This is a genomic window from Cerasicoccus frondis (assembly GCA_031296915.1).
Lineage (GTDB): Bacteria > Verrucomicrobiota > Verrucomicrobiia > Opitutales > Cerasicoccaceae > Cerasicoccus > Cerasicoccus frondis.
Genome location: JAVDPC010000016.1, coordinates 126,775 through 144,941 on the forward strand (window position 1 = coordinate 126,775; position 18,167 = coordinate 144,941).

Below are 18,167 nucleotides of genomic sequence, written 5' to 3' on the forward strand. Positions count from 1 at the left end.
ACTTCAAAATCCAACTAGGGTTCACTGATGCAGAAAACCTTGAGCCAGCCCCGAAGATTCAAGCCCAGCTATATCTTCGAGCATGATGGAAAGGTATTAAAAGTAATATCGAAGAGGTTTTTCTCCACCAACAGCTTCGAAATTAAAATCAAGGAGTTGAGCTCGAACCGCATTGAAAATTCAAGTTTCGCTATAGGCTACCTTTTGGCAGGGATTCTGAGCCTATTAATCCTCGCTGCATGTATCGCTGGAATCTTGAATGGCGGTCCCGCCGATGATGACGCAGCACCTTTATTCGTGATGACGATCTTTCCTCTGGTGATTGCCATCATGTGCTTTGTCAGTTTTTGGAAAAAAACCTACAGCTACGTGATGCTCTATCGAGAGGATAATGGCGTAGTCGCTGTTTCGTTTTACCCCGATACTCCAAGCAGAGAGATCGTCGACGAGTATATCGATGAACTCAAGTCGATCATCGATGGCGAAAAGGGCATTGGCTTCTAAAAGCCCTCCTGAGAGCGGCCAATGATCAATGCGCTGGGCTGGCGCGGGCCCTTGGCCAGGCGGCGGTGGAGCGTCCACCCAGCCGGTAACGTCGGTTGCCAGGCGCCCGGCGCTTCACAAACAATGCGCGCTTCAGGAGAATCCGCCAGACGCCCAAACACGGCCTCCAAAATGTCGGCGCCCCGTGTTTCCCAGAGCTCATACGGCGGATCGGCGAAGATCAGGTCAAACGTCTCCCCCCCTCGGGCAAGGATCTTGAAAAAATCGCCACGCCTGAGATCGGTCGCTGATTCGGGGGGCAGTTGTAGCGCCTTGGCCACCGCAGCGCGGTTCTGCTCCCAGCATTTCTGGGCGCCCCGGTCCTGTTCCACAAAAACCGCCATCTGCGCGCCACGGCTAAGCGCTTCCAGGCCGTAAGCGCCGGTGCCCGCAAAGCAATCCAACACCCGCGCCCCTTCCACCCGGGCGGGGCCGAGCGAAGAAAACACGGCCTCGCGCAAATAGTCCGTCGCCGGGCGCACCCCGCGATCGGGCGCCTTGATGGGTATGCCGCGCGCCTGTCCTCCGGTTATGCGCATGGGTGCTGCCAGATTGCTTTCATAACGGCATAATGGACAATAACTCCTGCAATGTGGCAATTGATTTTCATCATACGCGCCATTGCTAAGTGGCAAAGCTTGTGCTTTGCTTCGCGCCATTCGGATGCTTCACGCTGGACACATTTTCCGGGGAATTGCGCTGTGCTTGCTGGTTTTTTCAACCGTTGCACATGGCGTAGCCTTTGACTGGTCGCCCCTCTGGTTCGAGGAAACAGGGACGGTCGACGAGGTCCAGCCTGATGGCGAAACCGAGACCAAGGAGGTCGTCACCCACTTTCGGGCGCTCGGGCCGGTCTTCGAAGAAAAGCGCGACGGCGTCCATGAAATGGCCACGATGCGGCCATTCTGGATTCAGAAATACGACCGTGAAACTGACGTCTACCAATACGATTTCGTGCCGCCGTTCTTCGTCCACTACCGCGACCCCAACCTTGTGCGCTGGGAAATTTACACCTTCATCCAGCGTCGACGCACTGGCCTGAAGCACGACAACGTCATCGAAACTTTCCTCTTCGTGCCGTTCCTGTGGTTCCACTACGAGCCCGGTCGGCCCGATAAGTCTTACTACGGCGTTTTTCCGATCTACGGCGAATTTCAGGAGTTTCTCTTTGATAAAACCACCTGGGCGCTCTGGCCGCTTTACTGGACGATTACCACTGGCGAAACCACCCGCATGGGCACGCCATGGCCCTTTGTCCAAACCCTACACGGCGAGGGCACGGGCGGCTTGCTGCTCTGGCCGCTCATGGGCCATTGGTGGCAGGAAGGCAAGATGGACTATCAGTTCATGTTCTGGCCCCTCATTTACCGCAAGGTCGATCAAATGGATCGGCCGATTCCCCGCGTGCGCGAAGGCTTCCTGCCGTTCTGGGCGACCGAGCATGGCGAGTTTGTGGACGACGTGACGATCATGTTCCCCTTCTTCGGCTGGAAGGAAGACCGCACCAAGGGCTACACCGAAGAGCGCTATTTCTACCCGTTTTTCATGCAGGGCCGCGGGGACAACGAATACACCAACCGCTGGGCCCCGTTCTACACGCACTCGATCAAAACCGGCGTCGACAAGACTTGGATCATGTGGCCGGCCTACAAATACCGCACCAACCGCGAGAAAGACCTGATCATCGAGCGCACGCAGTTCTTTTATTTCCTGTATTTCAACGAAACCCAGCGCAGCGCCACCAACCCCAACCTAGCCGAGGCCTACGAAACCCACGTGTGGCCCTGGATCACTGAATATGACAACGGCGCCGGGCTCAAACAAGCGCAGCTACTAAGCATTTTCGAGGTCTTTTACCCGCATAGCGAAACCGTGCGCGACCTCTACACGCCGGTCTTTGCGTTCTGGCGCTGTCAATGGAACACCAACACCGGCGAGTCCCGCCAGAGCTTTATGTGGGACTTCATGGTGGAGGAAAAAACCGAAGACAGCACTCGTTTTGAGATCAACCCATACATCTTCGTCCACGACGTCGCTGAAGACCACGCCCAGTTCCAGCTCGGTGGCGGCCTCCTCGGCTACAAGCGCGAGGGAACCCACGAAGACGGCAAGGAAACCCTGCAACTGCTGTGGTTCGACATTGAGCTATGACCACGAACGAACAAGACATCATCGATTTTTGGGAGACCTTCATGGAAGCGAAGGACGAGCTCGAAGTTCTCGATACAGCAGAAAGTCCCGTCTACGATCGAATTCTGGATTCACTCGGCAAAATTAACGAAGAGCTGTATTTTGAGTACTGTCCAAACCCGGGAGCCAGTGAGTTAATCATCACGGCTGATGGTAATGCCGAGCTCTTTGATTTGGTCGATGACATTGTTGCTCGGGCTCCTGCAGTGAATGGCTGGTCATTCTTTGCCCTAAAGCCTAAGCACGGGCTGCCGGAATCCACAGACTGGGACGATCTGCAGATCGATTCTGAGGAGGTTTATTATCAACTTCTTCGTCGAGAGGGCTCGAGTGAGTTGGGGCTGCAATTATTTGTGGTCGATTTACCAGAAGAAGATTTTGAAGCGGCACACAATGCGCTCTTACGCATGATCGACGCTTACTTGGGCGAGCGCCGCTTTGCCGAAAGCATCTCCCAAACCTGGATCCAATCCATCAGCAAAGATGAAACCAGCGACCATTTCCCATTGAACCAATTGGAAGATCAATTAGATAGCCTCTTACCAGCAAGCTAAGTTCATGAACACCGCGCGCAACATACTTGAAGCCATTGGCAGCAGCCTCGTCCTGCTACTACGCTCGATTGGCTATTTGCCGTCACTGCCGCGGCAGTTGGGGAGGGTGTTCGACTACAGCTTCCACATTGGCTACCTGACATTTCCCATTGTCGCCATCCTCAGCTTCTTCCTTGGCGCGGTGCTGGCCCTGCAAACGGGTTACAGCATGGACTTCGCTGGCGGCCAGGAGCTCATTGGCCGCATCGTCGGCCTGGCCGTCGCCCGTGAGCTGGCGCCGCTGATTACCGCATTTTTGCTCGCTGGCCGCGTGGGCTCTTCCATCACCGCCGAAATCGCCTCGATGACCGTTTACCAGGAAGTCGACGCCCTGCGCACCATGCAGACGCCCCCCGAGCGCATCCTCGTAATGCCACGCCTCGTGGCGATTCTCTTCATGATGCCGGTGTTGACAATTGCCGCCGTGCTCATGGGCTGGTTTGGCGGCGGCGTGGTGGCCGAGCATGTGGAATTCATCGGCCTCGACCCCAATGTTTACTGGGCCAACCTGAAGAGCGTCACTGAGTTCAAGGACGTCATGAACGGCCTGATCAAGGCAGAGTTCTTCGGCTTCGTCGTGGTGCTCATCGCCTGCAACCAGGGGCTGATCACCCGCGGCGGTCCGCGCGAAATCGGGTTCTCCGTCACCCGCGCTGTGGTCTCCAGCATGTTCATGGTCCTCCTGCTGGACTACGTGTTAACCCGCATTTTGATGTAAGCCATGGCCGAAATTTCCACCACACCCGTCGGCGTCAAAGTCCAAAACCTGAGCAAGCGTTTTGGCGAACAGGTCGTGCTCGAAGACGTGTCCTTCGACGTGAAGCCGGGCGAAATCTTCGTGCTCATGGGACCCAGCGGCGCGGGTAAATCCGTCCTGCTCCGCCACCTCGTGAACCTGGAAAAGCCGGACTCCGGCAGTGTCTTGATCGACGGCAAAGACGCCGCCGACCCAGCTACGCATAAAGCGATTCGCACGGCGCTCGTCTTTCAGGCTGGGGCGCTGTTCAACTCGATGAGCGTCTTCGACAACCTCGCGTTTTACCCCCGCGAACACCGCCTCTACAACAAATCCACCTTGCGAGACAAAGTTGAGCGCGTCCTGAAAATCCTCCACATCGAAGACGCTGCCCAAAAGCTGCCCGCCGAGCTCTCCGGCGGCATGCGCAAGCGCGTGGCCATCGCCCGCGCGCTCGTCATGGAGCCGCAACTGCTGCTCTACGATGAGCCCACGTCCGAGCTCGACCCGGTCACCGCAGCCAACATTTCCGAGATCATCGGCACGCTCAAGGAAGAGTTTTCCGTGACCAGCATTGCGGTCTCCCACGACCGCGACTTGGCGCTCGGCATCGCGGACCGCGTTGGCCTCCTCATGGACGGCAAGTTGATCGCCCTCGCCACCCCCGAGGAGCTCCAGCAAAGCAACGACCCACGCGTCAAAGAATTCATGGCGCCTAAGATCAACATCCAGGACCCGCGTTTCCGGAAGATATCCTAAGCAACGTCCCGTTGCATCGATAGATTTTCGCATTGCGAAAATGGCCTATCTGACTGTATCTGGCAGAGTGGGTATTCCATTCCTTAGTGAGTCATGAGCTCACGGAATAGTAAGCAGCGACCTGGCCTTAAGCGACGCCCAACTTCTGCCGGGCTTCTTCTTCGGAGTCGGCGAGGATGAAAATTTCGTCGAGTTTGGCGAGGCGGAGGGTTTCGGCCACGAGGGGTTGGACGTTAATCAGGGCCATGCCGCAGTCGTTGGCCTTGAGGCTCTTGGCCGCGCCGAGCATCATGCGGATGCCTAGCGAGACGACAAATGTCACTTCGGCCATGTCGACGATGGTGGGCTTTTGGCGGCTCGCAGTGCTGGCCAAAAATTTCAATTCGACCGCAGACGCGCCAGCGTGGTCCATGCGACCAGTCAGGGCGATGTGGGAAACAGAGTCGTCAGCGCAGATAACTTTTAAGTCCATGGCGGCATGCTGGAGTTTGCCACGCGAATGAGCAAGCAGACGTTTTATAAAATGACAGCCATGTTAATATCTACCTTTGTAACAAAAGAGTCTGGATTTTTTCACGCCCATCGCCCACGGTGGGGAAAACCCGAATACCCTGAACTGTCATGGAGCAAAATGTTATTAGCGTCATCATGGGCGGCGGTCGCGGCACGCGGCTTTACCCGCTGACTAAAGAACGTTGTAAGCCGGCTGTCCCGCTGGCAGGCAAGTATCGCCTCGTCGATATTCCCATCAGCAACTGCCTCAACTCCGGCATCAACCGCATTCACCTGCTTTCGCAGTTTAACACCGCGTCGCTGCACAACCACATTCAGTCGACGTATCAGTTTGACCCCTTCGGCGGCGGCTATGTGGACATCATGTCCGCTGAACAGACTGACTCCGGCGAGACCTGGTACCAGGGCACTGCGGACGCCGTGCGCCAGAACCTGCACCACTTCAACGACGGCAAGAACGACCTCTTCCTCATCCTCTCCGGCGACCAGCTTTACCGCATGGACTTCCGGAAGATCATCGACCACCACAACAAACTCGGCTCAGACTTAACGATCGCCGCCAAGGCCATGCACAAGTCTGAAGTCGCCGGCCTGGGCGTCATGCGCGTGGGCGACGATTACTCCATCCAGGAATTTGTCGAAAAGCCGACTGATCCAGCCGTGATCGAAAGCCTCATCATCGGTGATAAGCTGCGCTCCACCCTCGATGGCAACCCGGAGGACGTGGTCTTGGCCTCGATGGGCATTTATGTCTTCTCCGCCCGAATTATGCGCGATGCGCTGAACGGCGACGAGACCGACTTCGGCAAAGAGATCATCCCTGGCATGCTGGGCAAGATCTCGATGAACAGCTACATCTTTGACGATTACTGGGAAGACATTGGAACCGTCGCGGCATTCTTCGAAGCCAACCTGGCGCTGACCGATAATGTGCCGCCCTTCAATTTCTTTGACGACAAAGCGCCCATTTACACCCGCGCCCGCTACCTGCCGGCGACCAAGGTCAATCAGGCCGAAGTTTCCCGCACGCTCTTTGGCGGCGGCAGTATTATCTCTCAGTGCAAGGTGCACCACTGTGTGATCGGGGTCCGCTCCATGATTGGCGATGGCACTGAGCTGACTGACGTTGTCATGATGGGCGCCGACTGGTACGAAACCGACGAAGACCGCGCGGAAAACGCCGATCTGCAGCGCCCCAACATTGGCTTGGGCCGGAACTGCAAAATCAAGAGCGCCATCATCGATAAGAACGCCCGCATTGGCCACGACGTCGAGCTTTCCCCCGAAGGCAAGCCGGACGGTTGGTCTGAGGGCGACCTCTATGTCCGCGACGGCGTCTTGATGGTCATGAAAAACGGCGTGGTGGCCAGCGGCACCAAAGTGCGCCCGTAGCAACGTTCTTCAGTGAGCATTCCCCTGTATCAGGTTGACGCGTTTGCCGACGCGCCTTTTCAGGGGAATCCCGCTGCCGTATGCCCGCTGGAATCCTGGCCGGACAACGCAGTCCTCCAGGCTATCGCGGCGGAGAATAATCTGTCCGAAACCGCATTCTATGCGCCAGAAGGCGACGGCTTTCGCTTACGCTGGTTCACGCCTGTGGACGAAGTGGACTTGTGCGGTCACGCGACATTGGCGACGGCGTTTGTGCTCTTTCGCCAGCGACCAGAGCTCATATCCGGCGTGACGTTTTACTCAAACAGCGGGCCGCTCCACGTCACGGCTCAAGGTGAGGAGATCACACTCGATTTCCCCGCCACGCCAACCAAAGCTTGGTATCCCCCGCACGAACTGGTCGACTCGATTGGGGTGACGCCAATCGAGTGTCGCCAAGGCATGGACTACCTCGCGGTTCTGCCCGATGAAGCCACCGTTCGTGGGGTCGAGCCAGTATTCGACCTGCTTCGCCAATTGGACCTGCGAGGCGTCATCATCACGGCGCCTGGCGACGAGGTAGATTTCGTTTCCCGCTTTTTCGCCCCCAAATACGGCATCAACGAAGACCCCGTAACCGGCTCCGCGCATTGCGCCCTGACGCCCTACTGGGCTGAGAAATTGGGCAAAACCGAGCTGCTCGCGAAGCAATTATCCACTCGCAGCGGCAGGCTTTCCTGTTCCCTGCGCGGGGAACGGGTATTCATTTCCGGCCGCGGACGACTCTACTTAGAGGGCAAAATCCATCTGTGAGTGCGCAGCGCTTTTTCCTTTAATCTTTTTCCTTTAATCTTTTAGATAAGTTTCATGTATCCACCATTTGAATTCAACAACTTGCTCGGCCCGCTCCTCGTGCTTGGCGCGTTGGCTACTGCGGCAAAGCTAGTCGTCTTACTCGCTGTCTATAAAGAGTACCTGAAGCGTCAGGAAGACGCCTGGGCCAAGAGCTAAGCGGCGCAAGCCCCTCCCATGACTTCACGTTTCATTTTCGGCGGTCTAGCGCTGATAAGCGGCTTTGTCGGCTTAGTGTGCGGCGTGGCGGAGTGGGTATTGCAGATCATGATTCTGCCCGAGGTCGATTGGGCGGAGCCATTTGCAACGCTCACCAACATGTGTTGGTTCGGGCATATTTTCTTTTACGGAGTAGGTCTTTGCTTTGCCGGGCTTGGTCTGATGTCAGCCATTAAGCCAGCGCCCGCGCAAACTTCGACGACTCAGCCTCCAGCATCCACTACCGAGCAACAGACCCCGGCCCCTCCCCCCTTGCCTCCCAAAGCCACATCCAACAGCAAGGACCAGGTTGACCTCTGGCAGGCAGAATCGGCGCCCTTTCCCAAACCCGATAAGATCGAGCATCCCGAAGACGAGGAATCACTCTGGCAGGCCGAATCCATGCCCTTTCCCAAAGTGGAGATTCCGCCAGAGGAAGAAGAGGAAGCGGACTCACCCAACGACGAAACACCACGTCGCGATCAGTAGAGAGCTCGCGGCTGCAAGCCGGATGTTTCATTCGCAGGGAACGTAGCCCGCGCAATGTGGTCAAAATTAATCCATATCGTAGACCCGGTATGCGTTGTGCTAAGTTACATTCAGCGGGCAAATCGCATTTGAATGTTGATTTTCCCGCATAATTCTTCAGATTAACCACTAACCCGAGAGGGCCAACCCATCATGAGTGCGCACGATTTTGATAATTCATCCGACGGAGATTGGGAAAACAGCGAAGAACTGAGTTGGAACGAATTTGATTGGCAGCGTTATCTGAAGCAAAACGAAAAAGAAATCGCTGACTTTCTAGGGCACTACCACCGGCTCAAGCACAAGCCCGGACACCTCGACGAAATTGCCCAGCTGATGCGTTGGGAAGTCGAAGACTGGGGCGGAGCAGATTTCGAAGAAACTGACGAAGACTTCGAACAGGAGGAAAAAGATGCCCTCGATACCAATGACATGGAGCCTTACTCAGTGCACAAGCACCCGGTCTACATCGTCAGCCACGGCCTCTATCAACACCTCTTCCACTGCTGGGAGCATTTCCTGACGCAGTCCAAGGGCGCCGTAGACGCTGTCATGGGCGCGAGATTTGCCTCCAGCCTTCACGTCGGCGAATTCAACGCCGTCATGGGCATCAATGCGCTCGACATGGGCGACTTCAACCTCGCCGTGTGCCACCTGAAAAACGGCCTTGCCGCCGTCAACCACACCATGGCCGTCCTTCAGGAGGTCAAGTGTGAGAACGTGCGCCTGCTTCAGGCCTTCCAGGGCGAAGTTCTCCAGGTCCTTTTTGACCTGCGTGACCTCTGGCTCCGCGTCATGGCTGACTGCCGTGAGGAAGAACGCCGCGGCAAGGAACGTTAGTCAGCCTTCTGCTGACTGGCTTGAAGGTTCATCGGTTTGTAAACTGCGGTGTCCCTGTACACACCAAACTTTTCGAACCATACAAGTCGAGCAGCCTTACACACTTGACCCAGCGCGATTGGTCACCGTAACTGTGATCAATTGATTATGTCGCTTAATCCCCGATGCTTCTTTGCCCTCTTCGCCGCGTTGGCGCTCAACCTTTCCGCGCAGGCTCCTCAAATCGCCGCTGGCCCAATGGTAGGCGCGCCCGAAATGCGCTCCATGCCGCTGTGGGTGCAAACTGATGGCCCAGCGGAAGTCGCCTTCGCCTACTGGCCCGAGGACCAAGACACTCAGCGCAAGGTGACCTCGGCCCAGACGACTACGCCGGAAAATGGCTTCGTGGCCAAAGCAACCGCAGGCCCTTTGGAGCCCGGAACGGTCTACCGTTACGAGGTGCTGCTGGATGGAAAGAAAGCCGCCGGGGATGCGGAAATGAAATTCAAAACTACGCCGTATTACACCGACCGCGCGCCGCCGCCAGATTTCACTGTCGCGCTGGGCGGCGGGCACATTGTCAACGACCCGGCATACGATCCGCTCAATCGGACTCCGGGAGGCGGATATGAAATTTTCCTGGCGATCCTCGCCAAACAGCCCGACTTAATGATTTGGGCCGGCAATAACGTCCACTTGCGCGAGCCCGATTGGGGATCCCGTGCAGGCATGATCGCACGCTATTCCAAAAGCCGCGCCCAGCCCGAGCTCCAGCCGCTCCTCGCCGCGGTGCCCCAGGCCGCTACGGTTAGCCAAGGCGAAATCGGCCCGGCGAACACCGGCAAGCACTTCCGCAACTTGGCTGACGCGCAATCTGTATTTGAACTGTTCTGGGCTAACCCGCCGAGCGCACGCAGCGCCGATGGTCTGGCGACCAGCATTCGCTACGGCGACGCCGAATTTTTCCTGCTCGACGACCGCTCCAACCGCAGCCTGGATTTTGACGTGGAAAAGAACCGTGAAATCATGGGCGAGGCGCAATTGGCGTGGCTTCGGCAAGCGCTCAGAGAGAGCACCGCAGATTTTAAAATCATCGTCACCGGCTCATCCGCGCTCAGTCCTTCTGATTCCCAACTGAATCACAAAATTGCCCAGCATGAGCGCGACGGTATGCTTGATGACCTGAAAAGCGATAGAATCAGCGGCCTCATGTTCGTCAATGGCGGCAAGGATTTCGGCGAGTTCACCAAGATGGTGCGCGCCAACGCCCCAGACCTCTACGAGCTGAGCCTTGGCCCGCTAACGCAACGTCCGGCGGACGCCACCCGCGAGCTCAATTTCTTTCGAGTGCCCAGCAGCTCCACCTTCCAGCGGCAATTCGCGATGCTTAAATTTCATGGCGCAGAGAGCGATCGACAACTCACGGTTACGGTTTACAACGGTCTAGGCGATCAACTGTGGACGCAGACTCTGGCGCTCAGCGACATGCAATACAACTAACCACCAACCATGGCTACTCCCATCAATCCGTTTGCCGGCATCACTCCGGAACAGCTCAAGCAAAGCGCCGCCAAGGCCAAAACCGCGGGCATCATCCTGATTGTGCTGGGCGTGTTGGCTGTCATGTTGCCAGGTCTGTTCTCGGTCGGGCTCGAGTTGTTCCTTGGTTGGCTCATTCTGCTGGGTGGCCTGACACAAATCTTTTCCGCCCTATCGCATAAGGGCGTACATGGACAGGGCTGGGCGCTGATCAACGGCGTGCTTGCGGCAATTGCCGGTGGCCTCCTTATTGCGAATCCCGTAATCGGCGTTATCGCGCTCACTGGCATGTTGGGCATTTTTTACGCGGTCGATGGCATTTTTAAAATCATCGCTTCCGTTCAGGCCAACGGTCAACCCGGGCGCGGCATTGTATTCATCAACGGCGTATTCGGCCTGATCATCGCGGGCATCGCCTTCAGTGAATGGCCATCGGCCGCCCATTGGTTCATCGGCATCATCGTTGGCGTAAACTTCCTGATGGCTGGCATGACCCTGCTCAGCTTGGCCAGCGCCGCCAAGAAGAGCGCTTAACTCGCGCCTAATTTTTGGAAGGATCGTCTTCCTGAGCCGTTTGTAAACGGCGGGATTTCGGTTCGAAAGGAAGCAGGAAGGCCTCGCGGAAATCATAACCATTGGTGAAATCCTCGGGCTGGTCATTCTCGGTCTTCCCGAGGACGCCCCACTCCACGAGATTGAAAACGATGTCGCCAAAGTCCTCGCAGCGCTTGATGCCCCAGTGCGTGAGCAACGTGTAAGCTAAAGGACCATACTGCTCCAACGCATAATCGCGGATGCCGGACAACAACTCCTGGCCCGATACATGACGCGTTTCGCGTTCTGGCTCGTCCTTGAGGGATTTGATGGTGTGGTCCAACCCCAGGCGCACAAAATGATAGGCGCCCGCATCGTAGCGGGTGTCTTCCTTGCGAATCAAGGCGACAACTTCATCGAAATCTTTCGCAGCCATGAAACGAAAGAGTGAAATTCCTCAATGCCGTCAGGTCAAGCAGCAGTTCCCCGCACTCAGAAGAACTTCGAGATAAAATAGCGGTTGTTCGCCACCCGACGGTAACCCCACTCACTCAGCGCCGCAAAGATTCGGCTGCGACGATAAAGCCGCTCCAACCACGTGCAGCCGCGCGCATGCGTCAATACACGGTAAATCGCCTCCGCCGAATGGGTGACCACGCCATCGGGTTCAACCAACCTCACGGCCTGTTCGAGCTCCGACTCCGGGATCTCTGGAAAGCACGCCAACATCTTTTGGTAAGGCTCGTAACGAACGGCGTCTCCAGTGCGTCGCTGTAGCCGGTGCGCCGATCGCATGCAAAACCCGCAATCGCCATCCCAAAGAAGAGTTGGCTTTGCCGGTGGCGATTCGACCCGCAGCTTCATCCCAACCATGCTGAACAATTCTCATCGATTGTCCACTCACCATGCGCGACTAATAACTAAGCATTGTCGGTCTTAGGCGCAGTCTTTTTTGCGGCTTTTCGAGTCGTCTTTTTGGTGGCTTTCTTGGCTGTTTTCTTGGTCGCAGCTTTCTTGACGGCTTTTTTAGCAGAGGTCTTTTTCGCGGCGGCTTTCTTAGTCGTCTTCTTAACAGCCTTTTTCGCTGCTTTTTTGGCGCCCTTCTTAGCCGCCTTTTTGGTGGCTTTCTTAGCAGGCTTGTCGGCGACTTTTTTCGCTACCTTCTTTTTCTTTTTGGCTTTTTTGCCAGCACCAGAGGTTTTGGCGTCGGCTTCCGCAGCGGCTTCTTCCGAGTAGATCGTTTCGTGGATTTTGCTCAAGTTGTCTTCGATCTTCTCGACGACAGGCGAAGTTAGCTCGTAAGTGGTGTTAAAGATTTTGGTGAGTGTGTCACAAGTCTTGTCGAGCAAGTCCTCGTGATAGTCGCGCGACTTAACTTTTTGCGTGCGGAGATACTTCTTCAGCTTCTTAGCAAGCTGGCCCTTTTTCAGTTTTTTCATAGCCTTGCCTTTCAGAGATTTAGGCAATGTTAGGCGTCGTATCAGCGTTTGGCAAGAAAACGTTACCCAGCATGAGTAAACGTAACGCCCTATCTTCTGTAGTCACCTATTTAGCGCACTGCGCAAAGCTATCGATGCAACGGGACGGCGCCTAGTAGCCGACCGTGCAGCCGAGGTAATTGATCATCCAGTGCTCTTTCCAGAGGCGATAACGCCCTTCGAATGACAGACGACCGTGCTCTTCCTGGAACTCACGCGGGAGCAGGTAGCCAGACTGCAGGTTGGCAATTTCCAAGCTGGTTTGCTGGCGGTTGATGTCGTCCAAAGGATCGTCATCGTCCCAGGTTTCAACGTTAACGCCTTCGCGAAGCAGACGGCGGCGGTGGTAACGCAAAAGCTTGTCCAGCTTCCGCATCAGCGGCTTGCGAACAATGAACCACTTCTCCGGATAAAAGCCGCCGAAGGGCATCATCAGGTTTGAGGTGATGACGCGCTCGCCTTCCTTGGTCTTGGTGATGAGCACGTAGCAAACCTGGTGCGAGCTCATTCCGTTGGGAAAAAACATGACCTGCAGGCGCACGAGTCCTTGCTCGTCCTGATAAATGCTGGAGCGAATCACGTAGTCGCGAATCAGCTCTGCCTTCAGGGAGTCCAGCTTCTTGAAACCGGTGCTGCGCAGCCAGTCGCGCAAGAGAATGAAACGCTTGTCAGCCGGCCATTCGTCGCCCTCAGAATTTTTGCGAAATCGCGGAAACAACGGAATCGGCCCCTTGCTGACCGCGCAAACTTCGATCCAGTTGTAGAGCGTTTCCAGAAGAAACCAGCCCATAAACGATACCCCTGCAAGGACCCAGAACGGGCGTTCAGACCAGCCAAATTCCCGGGAAGCTGCCGCCACCGTGCAGGCAAACAACAGCCAGCGCAACCAGCGGTTGAAAATCGACAGGAGCGGGCTTTGCCAATGACTGTTCGCAAACCCGATTCCCATGGAGAGAATCAGCAGGCCGAGAACAATTTGAGTTGCAATGGACATTAATGCTGTAGACGGCAAAAATGGAGCGTTGGTTCCATTATTTGCACTAGGGAGTCTGCCCGGGGATTAATTCAAGCGCAATGGCATAATGACGCACAGGAAGCTATCCAACGTCTTAAACACACCAGGGCTTAATTCATCCTTAAACTCGAAGTAAACTTCGTCTTGGGCGAGCGCTTTCAGCGGATCCAGCAGGAACTGCGGGTTGAACGCCACCGTGACTTCCGTGCCTTCGTAGCTGATCGCCATCGATTCGTGGGATTCACCGTATTCGGGCGATGAACCAGTGATTTCGAGCAGGTTGTCGGACAGCTTCAGCTTGACGGAGTTGTTCTTGTCGCTGGTCACGAGGGCCGCACGCTGCACGCACTCCGCCAAGAGCTCGCGCTCGATCTTGATGCGGTTTTCAGTCTCCTTCGGAATGACCTGCTTGTAGTCAGGGTACTTGCCTTCGACGATCTTGGAAACGAGGTAGATCGAATCCACCAAGCCACTGTCGTCATCGGTTGCGATCTGGATTTCGAATGCAACCTGACGGTCACTGAAAGTAATTTTAACGGCTTCGCCCTGCCCTAGGAGGCGCTGGAGCTCGTCGACGGTTTTGGCCGGCAAAATGAGGTCGCCCGCATTGTCTTCGACGACTTCCACTTCCTTGCTGCAAAGAGCGAGGCGGCGGCCATCGGTGGCGACGAGCGTCATCGAGTTGTCGCGGAACTGGAAGAACACGCCGTTGAGGATGTAGCGGTTCTCGTCCTTGCTCTGGGCGTAGGAGACGTTCTTGAGCATGCCGACAACGTCGTCCTGCTGCAGATTGAAAATGTGCTGGTCGGCAAACGAGGGGAGCGGCGGGAACTCGTCCTCGCTGATGCCCATGATGCGGAAGAGGGATCCGCCAGAAGTGATCTTGGCTTGATTGCCGGACGAAGCGTCCACTTCCACTTCGCTGTTGGGGAGGGCGCGGACGATCGTCGCCAGCTTGCGAACCGGAAGCGTGATGCCCCCTGGCTGCTCAACTTCGGCCTTGATGCGGCAGCGGATGCCAAGGTCGAGATTCGTGGTAGTGAGGGAGAGTTGATTTCCTTCGGCTTGAATCAGCACGTTGCTGAGGATGGGCATTGTGGCGCGGGAGCCCACCACGTTGAGCACCTGCTGCAGACCGGTGGCGAAATGATCACGGTGAATCTTGAACTTCATTGGGTAGCAAAAGTGGGAGTTTTCGGACTTACTGGCAACGTTAGATTATTAGGAAAATATTTTATAAAAGTTTCTATTCCCTATTATAGGCGGCGCAATAGTGTAACAAGCTTGTAACTGCCTGTTTTCAAACAGCTTGCGCTGGAGATTGAAGGGGAATAACTCTGAGCGCAAGCCCGAACAACTAATAACATGTCGGTAACTCGCTGGTTATTCCCAACTATCCGCAGAGTTACCCGCAGTTTGTTCCGAACGAGTTTCGGGTGGGTGGCGGAGCTGTTTCATGTGTTCTTTTGCCGCGAAAGCATTAGCTACTCAGTGGCGGTCTGTCTCGGCTAGTTTGCGTTCAAGGCGCGCAATCTCAGATTGCAGTTCCCGCATCATCTTGGCGAGTTTCAGCTCCCGGATCTTGGCAATGCCTACTGCGGCATTCGTCACGCCAATGACCACTATTATGATTACGCCGGCGGGTGCATGGCTCAGTTCTTCAAAGTCAGACCACGTGTGGTAGGTAATCGCGAGTAAGGCCGCGGCGAGGATCAGCTGAGTGTAGGCCCAGCCTCGTTTGTTCTCGATCTGCTGAATTTCGTGCGCAATTTCGGTGCGTCTGTCGCAATCGAGCTTCGGGCAATTGCTGGGAGCAGGCCGTCTAGATTGGTAGTCAGGATCCGAGATCGTTCCGGGCTGCGGGACTGTCCAGCGAAATGTCTTCATGTTTCAGCTTTCATTTGGCTACTAATGCGTCTGGCCCGTGAAAAAGCGCCAAATCGTTCCAGTGCAAACAAGAGGAAAAACACAGTGCTGGGCCGTAAATCCTGTTCGGCAATGTCGTTCATCAGGCCGGCTGTGCCGAGCAGTAGAAAGATCGCCGCCATGCTGAGAAACAAGCTAGGCCGTGGCGGCTGAGCACGATTATGCTCAGCCAAGTAAAGCTCACGGTTGAGTTTTTCAGCGGCGCTGGGCCCTAGTTCAGGGATGGTGAAACGGAAAGTCTTCATCGCTTGATTTCATCAACTTAATGGCCAGGCCAGGCGTTGCAATGAGAAACCGTGATGTGTCGTAGTGAACTCGACGAAGTTGGAACAAAACATTCGCCAGCCCGCGGGCGCATGTCATGATGCGTTGAACCAAACGAATCTTGCTACTTCCCTTGATTGAATGAGCGCGCTTTCAGAATTTCGACTTTACCTGTGCAATTTCTGGGTAAACCGGATTCCGTCGCATACGTTGCGCAACGCGTATTACCAGTATGTGATGGGCTTTGAGCTGCCCGCGAAACCGAGTTTGTTGATGGGATTGCGATTCAACGCAGCGAAGGGATTTCGGATAGAAGCTGGCAGTGTGGTCAATCAGTTTTGCTCATTGGATACGCGCGGAGGCATTACCATTGGCGCCTCGGTGTCGATTTCGCCCGAGGTTTCGATTATTACGGCGGATCACGATTTGCAGGATGCGGGCTTTGCCGGGCGCGTACGGGGCGTGACCATCGAAGACTATGTTTTCGTTGGCGCGCGCGCGACGATCCTGCCAGGCGTCACTTTGGGGGAAGGCAGTGTCGTAGCGGCGGGCGCTGTCGTAACCAAGTCCACGGATCCTTACACCATTGTGGGCGGAGTTCCGGCGCGGGTGATTGGTCAGCGTTCGCGGTCCTTGCATTATCAATTGAACTACCAACGCTTGTTCCATTAAAGGGCAATGGGACGTATCTGATTGCCCTGTGGTTGACAACAAACCAGCGGCATTGATGATGATGACGCAGAGGCTGCTGCCTCGCCTATTCATGAAGCATGTTTTACCAACCGTCATCCTGAGCCTGATCGCCGTGTGCGTGAGTGCGCAATTTGACCTTCCTCCTCCCCCCGGCTACGAAGCGTCGGATGGGCAGAAAGCCCGTAGTAGGGCTGCGCAGAGGCATGCAGACTCGATGCACCGCGGCAGGTTTACTTTTAGCGACCCCGAGGGCGATGTCATGGGGGCAAAGCCTTTTCACTATCTGGATATCGTCCGGTTGACGCTCATTCCGATGACGGAGACAGACACGCTGGTGAGCATCGATTTTGCCGACCCCATGCCGGCTCCAGCTGACGCGAAAGTGGAATCGATCATCTTTTTCAGTCTCGATTTGGATCAGGACGTCACGACCGGTAAGGCGTTTGCGGAACTTGGCGTGGACACATCGATCAAATTTAAGGGGCGGGATAACAGCCAGCCATGGATTGCCGAGGTTAAAGAGCACAGCAAGCCAGCGATGGACTGTCAGTTATCGGTGCACAATCTTTTCCGGAAGGGTAACACATTGGGCTTTTTGCTGCGGACCGAAGGGCCCAAGAATCTGGATCAGTTCAATCTTTATATTGGCGCGCTGGCTGACTATCAGACAGTGGACGCGATGCCCGCGCTCAGAATTGATCTTGCCTCAGTGCGCTTGTAAGCAAGCCCGATCTGCATAAAAAAGGAGGCCTGGTATGGACCTCCCTTTGGGGAATATACGATTTGAAAGTTAGCTTGGAAGTCTGGCAGGCGATACAGGCTCTTCCGATGAATGCAGGTATTGGCGAAGGTTCCAGAAGCCTAACGCCAGACCAATTAAACCAGAGGTCAGCATAAGCGTCTGGTCAATCGACCAGTAAATGTAAGCAAACGCTGTTAAGGCAAAGCCCAGCGTAAGAAAGATAATCGCCAAGCGAAACGCAGTGGCGTCATTTGCTTCAACGGCTTCGCTGTTGAGCGCGGTAATATTTTCCCCCAATCCCTTCATCATGCCCTTAAGCCTACTTTGGCGTTGATTTAGCCACAAGCGTTCAGCTGTGCTTTTATGCTTCATGTGCAGCTCAATCAAAATTGTATCCTTCGGGCATAGAACACCTTAGAGATTTTGAATTCCCTTGGATTTTAGGCCCGCCAGCTAATCCAATCCAATGGTGAAACTAATGGATACACCCGAGTTTGACTGGGGCGCTACCTAGGCTTGCATATTGTAAAGCCGGGTGACAGTTTGATTTTGCTAACCGAGTATTGTTAAACTCTAATCAGGACCTACTTATGGAAATTGTTGCAGGCATTCTCTACATCATCGCCTTGGTGATCGCGCTCATCTATGGCATCCAGCTGCTGATCATTGCATTTAAAGAGCACATCCTTTGGGGGCTGGGCTATATCTTTGTGCCGTTCTGTGGCTTGGTGTTCATCATCATGTATTGGGATCGTTGCAAATCACCGTTTTTGAAATCGCTGATTTCCATTCCGATTTTCATCATTGCGGCTGTCATTTTGGGGATGTCCGCCAGTGGGCAGGCTGCTGCTTATTGAGCAGCCTATCCCGGACA

The 18,167-nt window shown here is 55.2% G+C and carries 25 protein-coding genes; 15 read left to right on the forward strand and 10 right to left on the reverse strand.

The window, feature by feature from the left end:
* Nucleotides 1-27: 27 nt before the first annotated feature.
* The gene (locus RBB63_RS13315; protein WP_309385033.1) at nt 28-504 is read left to right on the forward strand and encodes a hypothetical protein; all 477 of its coding nucleotides are present in this window, start codon (nt 28-30) and stop codon (nt 502-504) included.
* On the opposite strand, the gene RBB63_RS13320 is transcribed toward RBB63_RS13315, so the two are convergent.
* Nucleotides 501-1,082: an RsmD family RNA methyltransferase gene (locus RBB63_RS13320; protein WP_309385035.1), complete on the reverse strand. Its 582-nt coding sequence runs from the start codon at nt 1,080-1,082 to the stop codon at nt 501-503. The genes RBB63_RS13315 and RBB63_RS13320 overlap by 4 nt on opposite strands.
* A gap of 124 nt (nt 1,083-1,206) precedes the next feature.
* On the opposite strand from RBB63_RS13320, the gene RBB63_RS13325 reads away from it, so the two are divergent.
* Genes RBB63_RS13325 through RBB63_RS13340 form a run of 4 tightly spaced genes read left to right on the forward strand, consistent with a single transcriptional unit; the run spans nt 1,207 to nt 4,821 of the window.
* Nucleotides 1,207-2,694: a hypothetical protein gene (locus RBB63_RS13325; RefSeq protein WP_309385037.1), complete on the forward strand. Its 1,488-nt coding sequence runs from the start codon at nt 1,207-1,209 to the stop codon at nt 2,692-2,694.
* Entirely contained in the window at nt 2,691-3,287 is a 597-nt protein-coding gene (locus RBB63_RS13330) for a hypothetical protein (RefSeq protein WP_309385039.1), read from the forward strand. The genes RBB63_RS13325 and RBB63_RS13330 overlap by 4 nt, the downstream gene beginning before the upstream one ends.
* Nucleotides 3,288-3,291: 4 nt before the next feature.
* A complete protein-coding gene (locus RBB63_RS13335) occupies nt 3,292-4,044 on the forward strand; it encodes an MlaE family ABC transporter permease (protein WP_309385041.1) in 753 nt (250 codons plus the stop codon).
* A 3-nt stretch (nt 4,045-4,047) separates the two neighbouring features.
* A complete protein-coding gene (locus RBB63_RS13340) occupies nt 4,048-4,821 on the forward strand; it encodes an ABC transporter ATP-binding protein (RefSeq protein WP_309385043.1) in 774 nt (257 codons plus the stop codon).
* A gap of 127 nt (nt 4,822-4,948) precedes the next feature.
* Here the strand turns inward: RBB63_RS13340 and RBB63_RS13345 are convergent, their stop codons facing one another.
* On the reverse strand, nt 4,949-5,293 hold the full coding sequence (locus RBB63_RS13345) for an STAS domain-containing protein (protein ID WP_309385048.1): 345 nt from the start codon (nt 5,291-5,293) through the stop codon (nt 4,949-4,951).
* Between the two features lie 149 nt (nt 5,294-5,442).
* Between RBB63_RS13345 and RBB63_RS13350 the strand changes: the two genes are divergently transcribed.
* The 7 genes from RBB63_RS13350 to RBB63_RS13380 all read left to right on the forward strand — a co-directional run bounded on the left by RBB63_RS13350 (nt 5,443) and on the right by RBB63_RS13380 (nt 11,175).
* Nucleotides 5,443-6,726, forward strand: coding sequence for a glucose-1-phosphate adenylyltransferase (locus RBB63_RS13350; protein WP_309385051.1), 1,284 nt, complete (start codon nt 5,443-5,445; stop codon nt 6,724-6,726).
* 12 nt (nt 6,727-6,738) lie between these two features.
* A complete protein-coding gene (locus RBB63_RS13355; protein WP_309385053.1) occupies nt 6,739-7,518 on the forward strand; it encodes a PhzF family phenazine biosynthesis protein in 780 nt (259 codons plus the stop codon).
* 54 nt (nt 7,519-7,572) lie between these two features.
* Nucleotides 7,573-7,716 carry a hypothetical protein gene (locus RBB63_RS13360; RefSeq protein WP_309385054.1) on the forward strand — a complete coding sequence of 48 codons (144 nt, stop codon included), beginning with the start codon at nt 7,573-7,575 and terminating at the stop codon, nt 7,714-7,716.
* 18 nt (nt 7,717-7,734) lie between these two features.
* A complete protein-coding gene (locus RBB63_RS13365; protein WP_309385056.1) occupies nt 7,735-8,244 on the forward strand; it encodes a hypothetical protein in 510 nt (169 codons plus the stop codon).
* A 192-nt stretch (nt 8,245-8,436) separates the two neighbouring features.
* Entirely contained in the window at nt 8,437-9,123 is a 687-nt protein-coding gene (locus RBB63_RS13370; RefSeq protein WP_309385058.1) for a hypothetical protein, read from the forward strand.
* Between the two features lie 147 nt (nt 9,124-9,270).
* Nucleotides 9,271-10,602, forward strand: a complete 1,332-nt coding sequence (locus tag RBB63_RS13375) for a DUF7800 domain-containing protein (protein WP_309385059.1) — start codon at nt 9,271-9,273, stop codon at nt 10,600-10,602.
* A 9-nt stretch (nt 10,603-10,611) separates the two neighbouring features.
* Nucleotides 10,612-11,175, forward strand: coding sequence for an HdeD family acid-resistance protein (locus RBB63_RS13380; protein ID WP_309385061.1), 564 nt, complete (start codon nt 10,612-10,614; stop codon nt 11,173-11,175).
* Nucleotides 11,176-11,182: 7 nt separating this feature from the next.
* On the opposite strand, the gene RBB63_RS13385 is transcribed toward RBB63_RS13380, so the two are convergent.
* The 7 genes from RBB63_RS13385 to RBB63_RS13415 all read right to left on the reverse strand — a co-directional run bounded on the left by RBB63_RS13385 (nt 11,183) and on the right by RBB63_RS13415 (nt 15,839).
* A complete protein-coding gene (locus tag RBB63_RS13385; protein WP_309385063.1) occupies nt 11,183-11,611 on the reverse strand; it encodes a Minf_1886 family protein in 429 nt (142 codons plus the stop codon).
* Nucleotides 11,612-11,667: 56 nt separating this feature from the next.
* A complete protein-coding gene (locus RBB63_RS13390) occupies nt 11,668-12,048 on the reverse strand; it encodes a thiol-disulfide oxidoreductase DCC family protein (protein ID WP_309385065.1) in 381 nt (126 codons plus the stop codon).
* 47 nt (nt 12,049-12,095) lie between these two features.
* On the reverse strand, nt 12,096-12,614 hold the full coding sequence (locus RBB63_RS13395; protein WP_309385067.1) for a hypothetical protein: 519 nt from the start codon (nt 12,612-12,614) through the stop codon (nt 12,096-12,098).
* A 151-nt stretch (nt 12,615-12,765) separates the two neighbouring features.
* On the reverse strand, nt 12,766-13,647 hold the full coding sequence (locus tag RBB63_RS13400; protein ID WP_309385069.1) for a hypothetical protein: 882 nt from the start codon (nt 13,645-13,647) through the stop codon (nt 12,766-12,768).
* A gap of 66 nt (nt 13,648-13,713) precedes the next feature.
* Nucleotides 13,714-14,841, reverse strand: coding sequence for a DNA polymerase III subunit beta (gene dnaN, locus RBB63_RS13405; RefSeq protein WP_309385071.1), 1,128 nt, complete (start codon nt 14,839-14,841; stop codon nt 13,714-13,716).
* 315 nt (nt 14,842-15,156) lie between these two features.
* Nucleotides 15,157-15,555: a hypothetical protein gene (locus tag RBB63_RS13410; protein ID WP_309385073.1), complete on the reverse strand. Its 399-nt coding sequence runs from the start codon at nt 15,553-15,555 to the stop codon at nt 15,157-15,159.
* Nucleotides 15,552-15,839, reverse strand: a complete 288-nt coding sequence (locus tag RBB63_RS13415) for a hypothetical protein (RefSeq protein WP_309385075.1) — start codon at nt 15,837-15,839, stop codon at nt 15,552-15,554. The genes RBB63_RS13410 and RBB63_RS13415 overlap by 4 nt, the downstream gene beginning before the upstream one ends.
* A 160-nt stretch (nt 15,840-15,999) precedes the next feature.
* Between RBB63_RS13415 and RBB63_RS13420 the strand changes: the two genes are divergently transcribed.
* Both RBB63_RS13420 and RBB63_RS13425 read left to right on the forward strand, forming a co-directional pair.
* Nucleotides 16,000-16,530, forward strand: a complete 531-nt coding sequence (locus tag RBB63_RS13420; protein WP_309385077.1) for an acyltransferase — start codon at nt 16,000-16,002, stop codon at nt 16,528-16,530.
* A gap of 91 nt (nt 16,531-16,621) precedes the next feature.
* Nucleotides 16,622-17,272 (forward strand): hypothetical protein, encoded by a 651-nt coding sequence (locus RBB63_RS13425; protein WP_309385080.1) that lies wholly within the window; start codon nt 16,622-16,624, stop codon nt 17,270-17,272.
* Between the two features lie 69 nt (nt 17,273-17,341).
* On the opposite strand, the gene RBB63_RS13430 is transcribed toward RBB63_RS13425, so the two are convergent.
* Nucleotides 17,342-17,665, reverse strand: coding sequence for a hypothetical protein (locus RBB63_RS13430; protein WP_309385082.1), 324 nt, complete (start codon nt 17,663-17,665; stop codon nt 17,342-17,344).
* Between the two features lie 218 nt (nt 17,666-17,883).
* Here RBB63_RS13430 and RBB63_RS13435 point away from each other — a divergent pair, with 218 nt between their 5' ends.
* Nucleotides 17,884-18,150: a hypothetical protein gene (locus RBB63_RS13435; RefSeq protein ID WP_309385084.1), complete on the forward strand. Its 267-nt coding sequence runs from the start codon at nt 17,884-17,886 to the stop codon at nt 18,148-18,150.
* Nucleotides 18,151-18,167 lie beyond the last annotated feature (17 nt).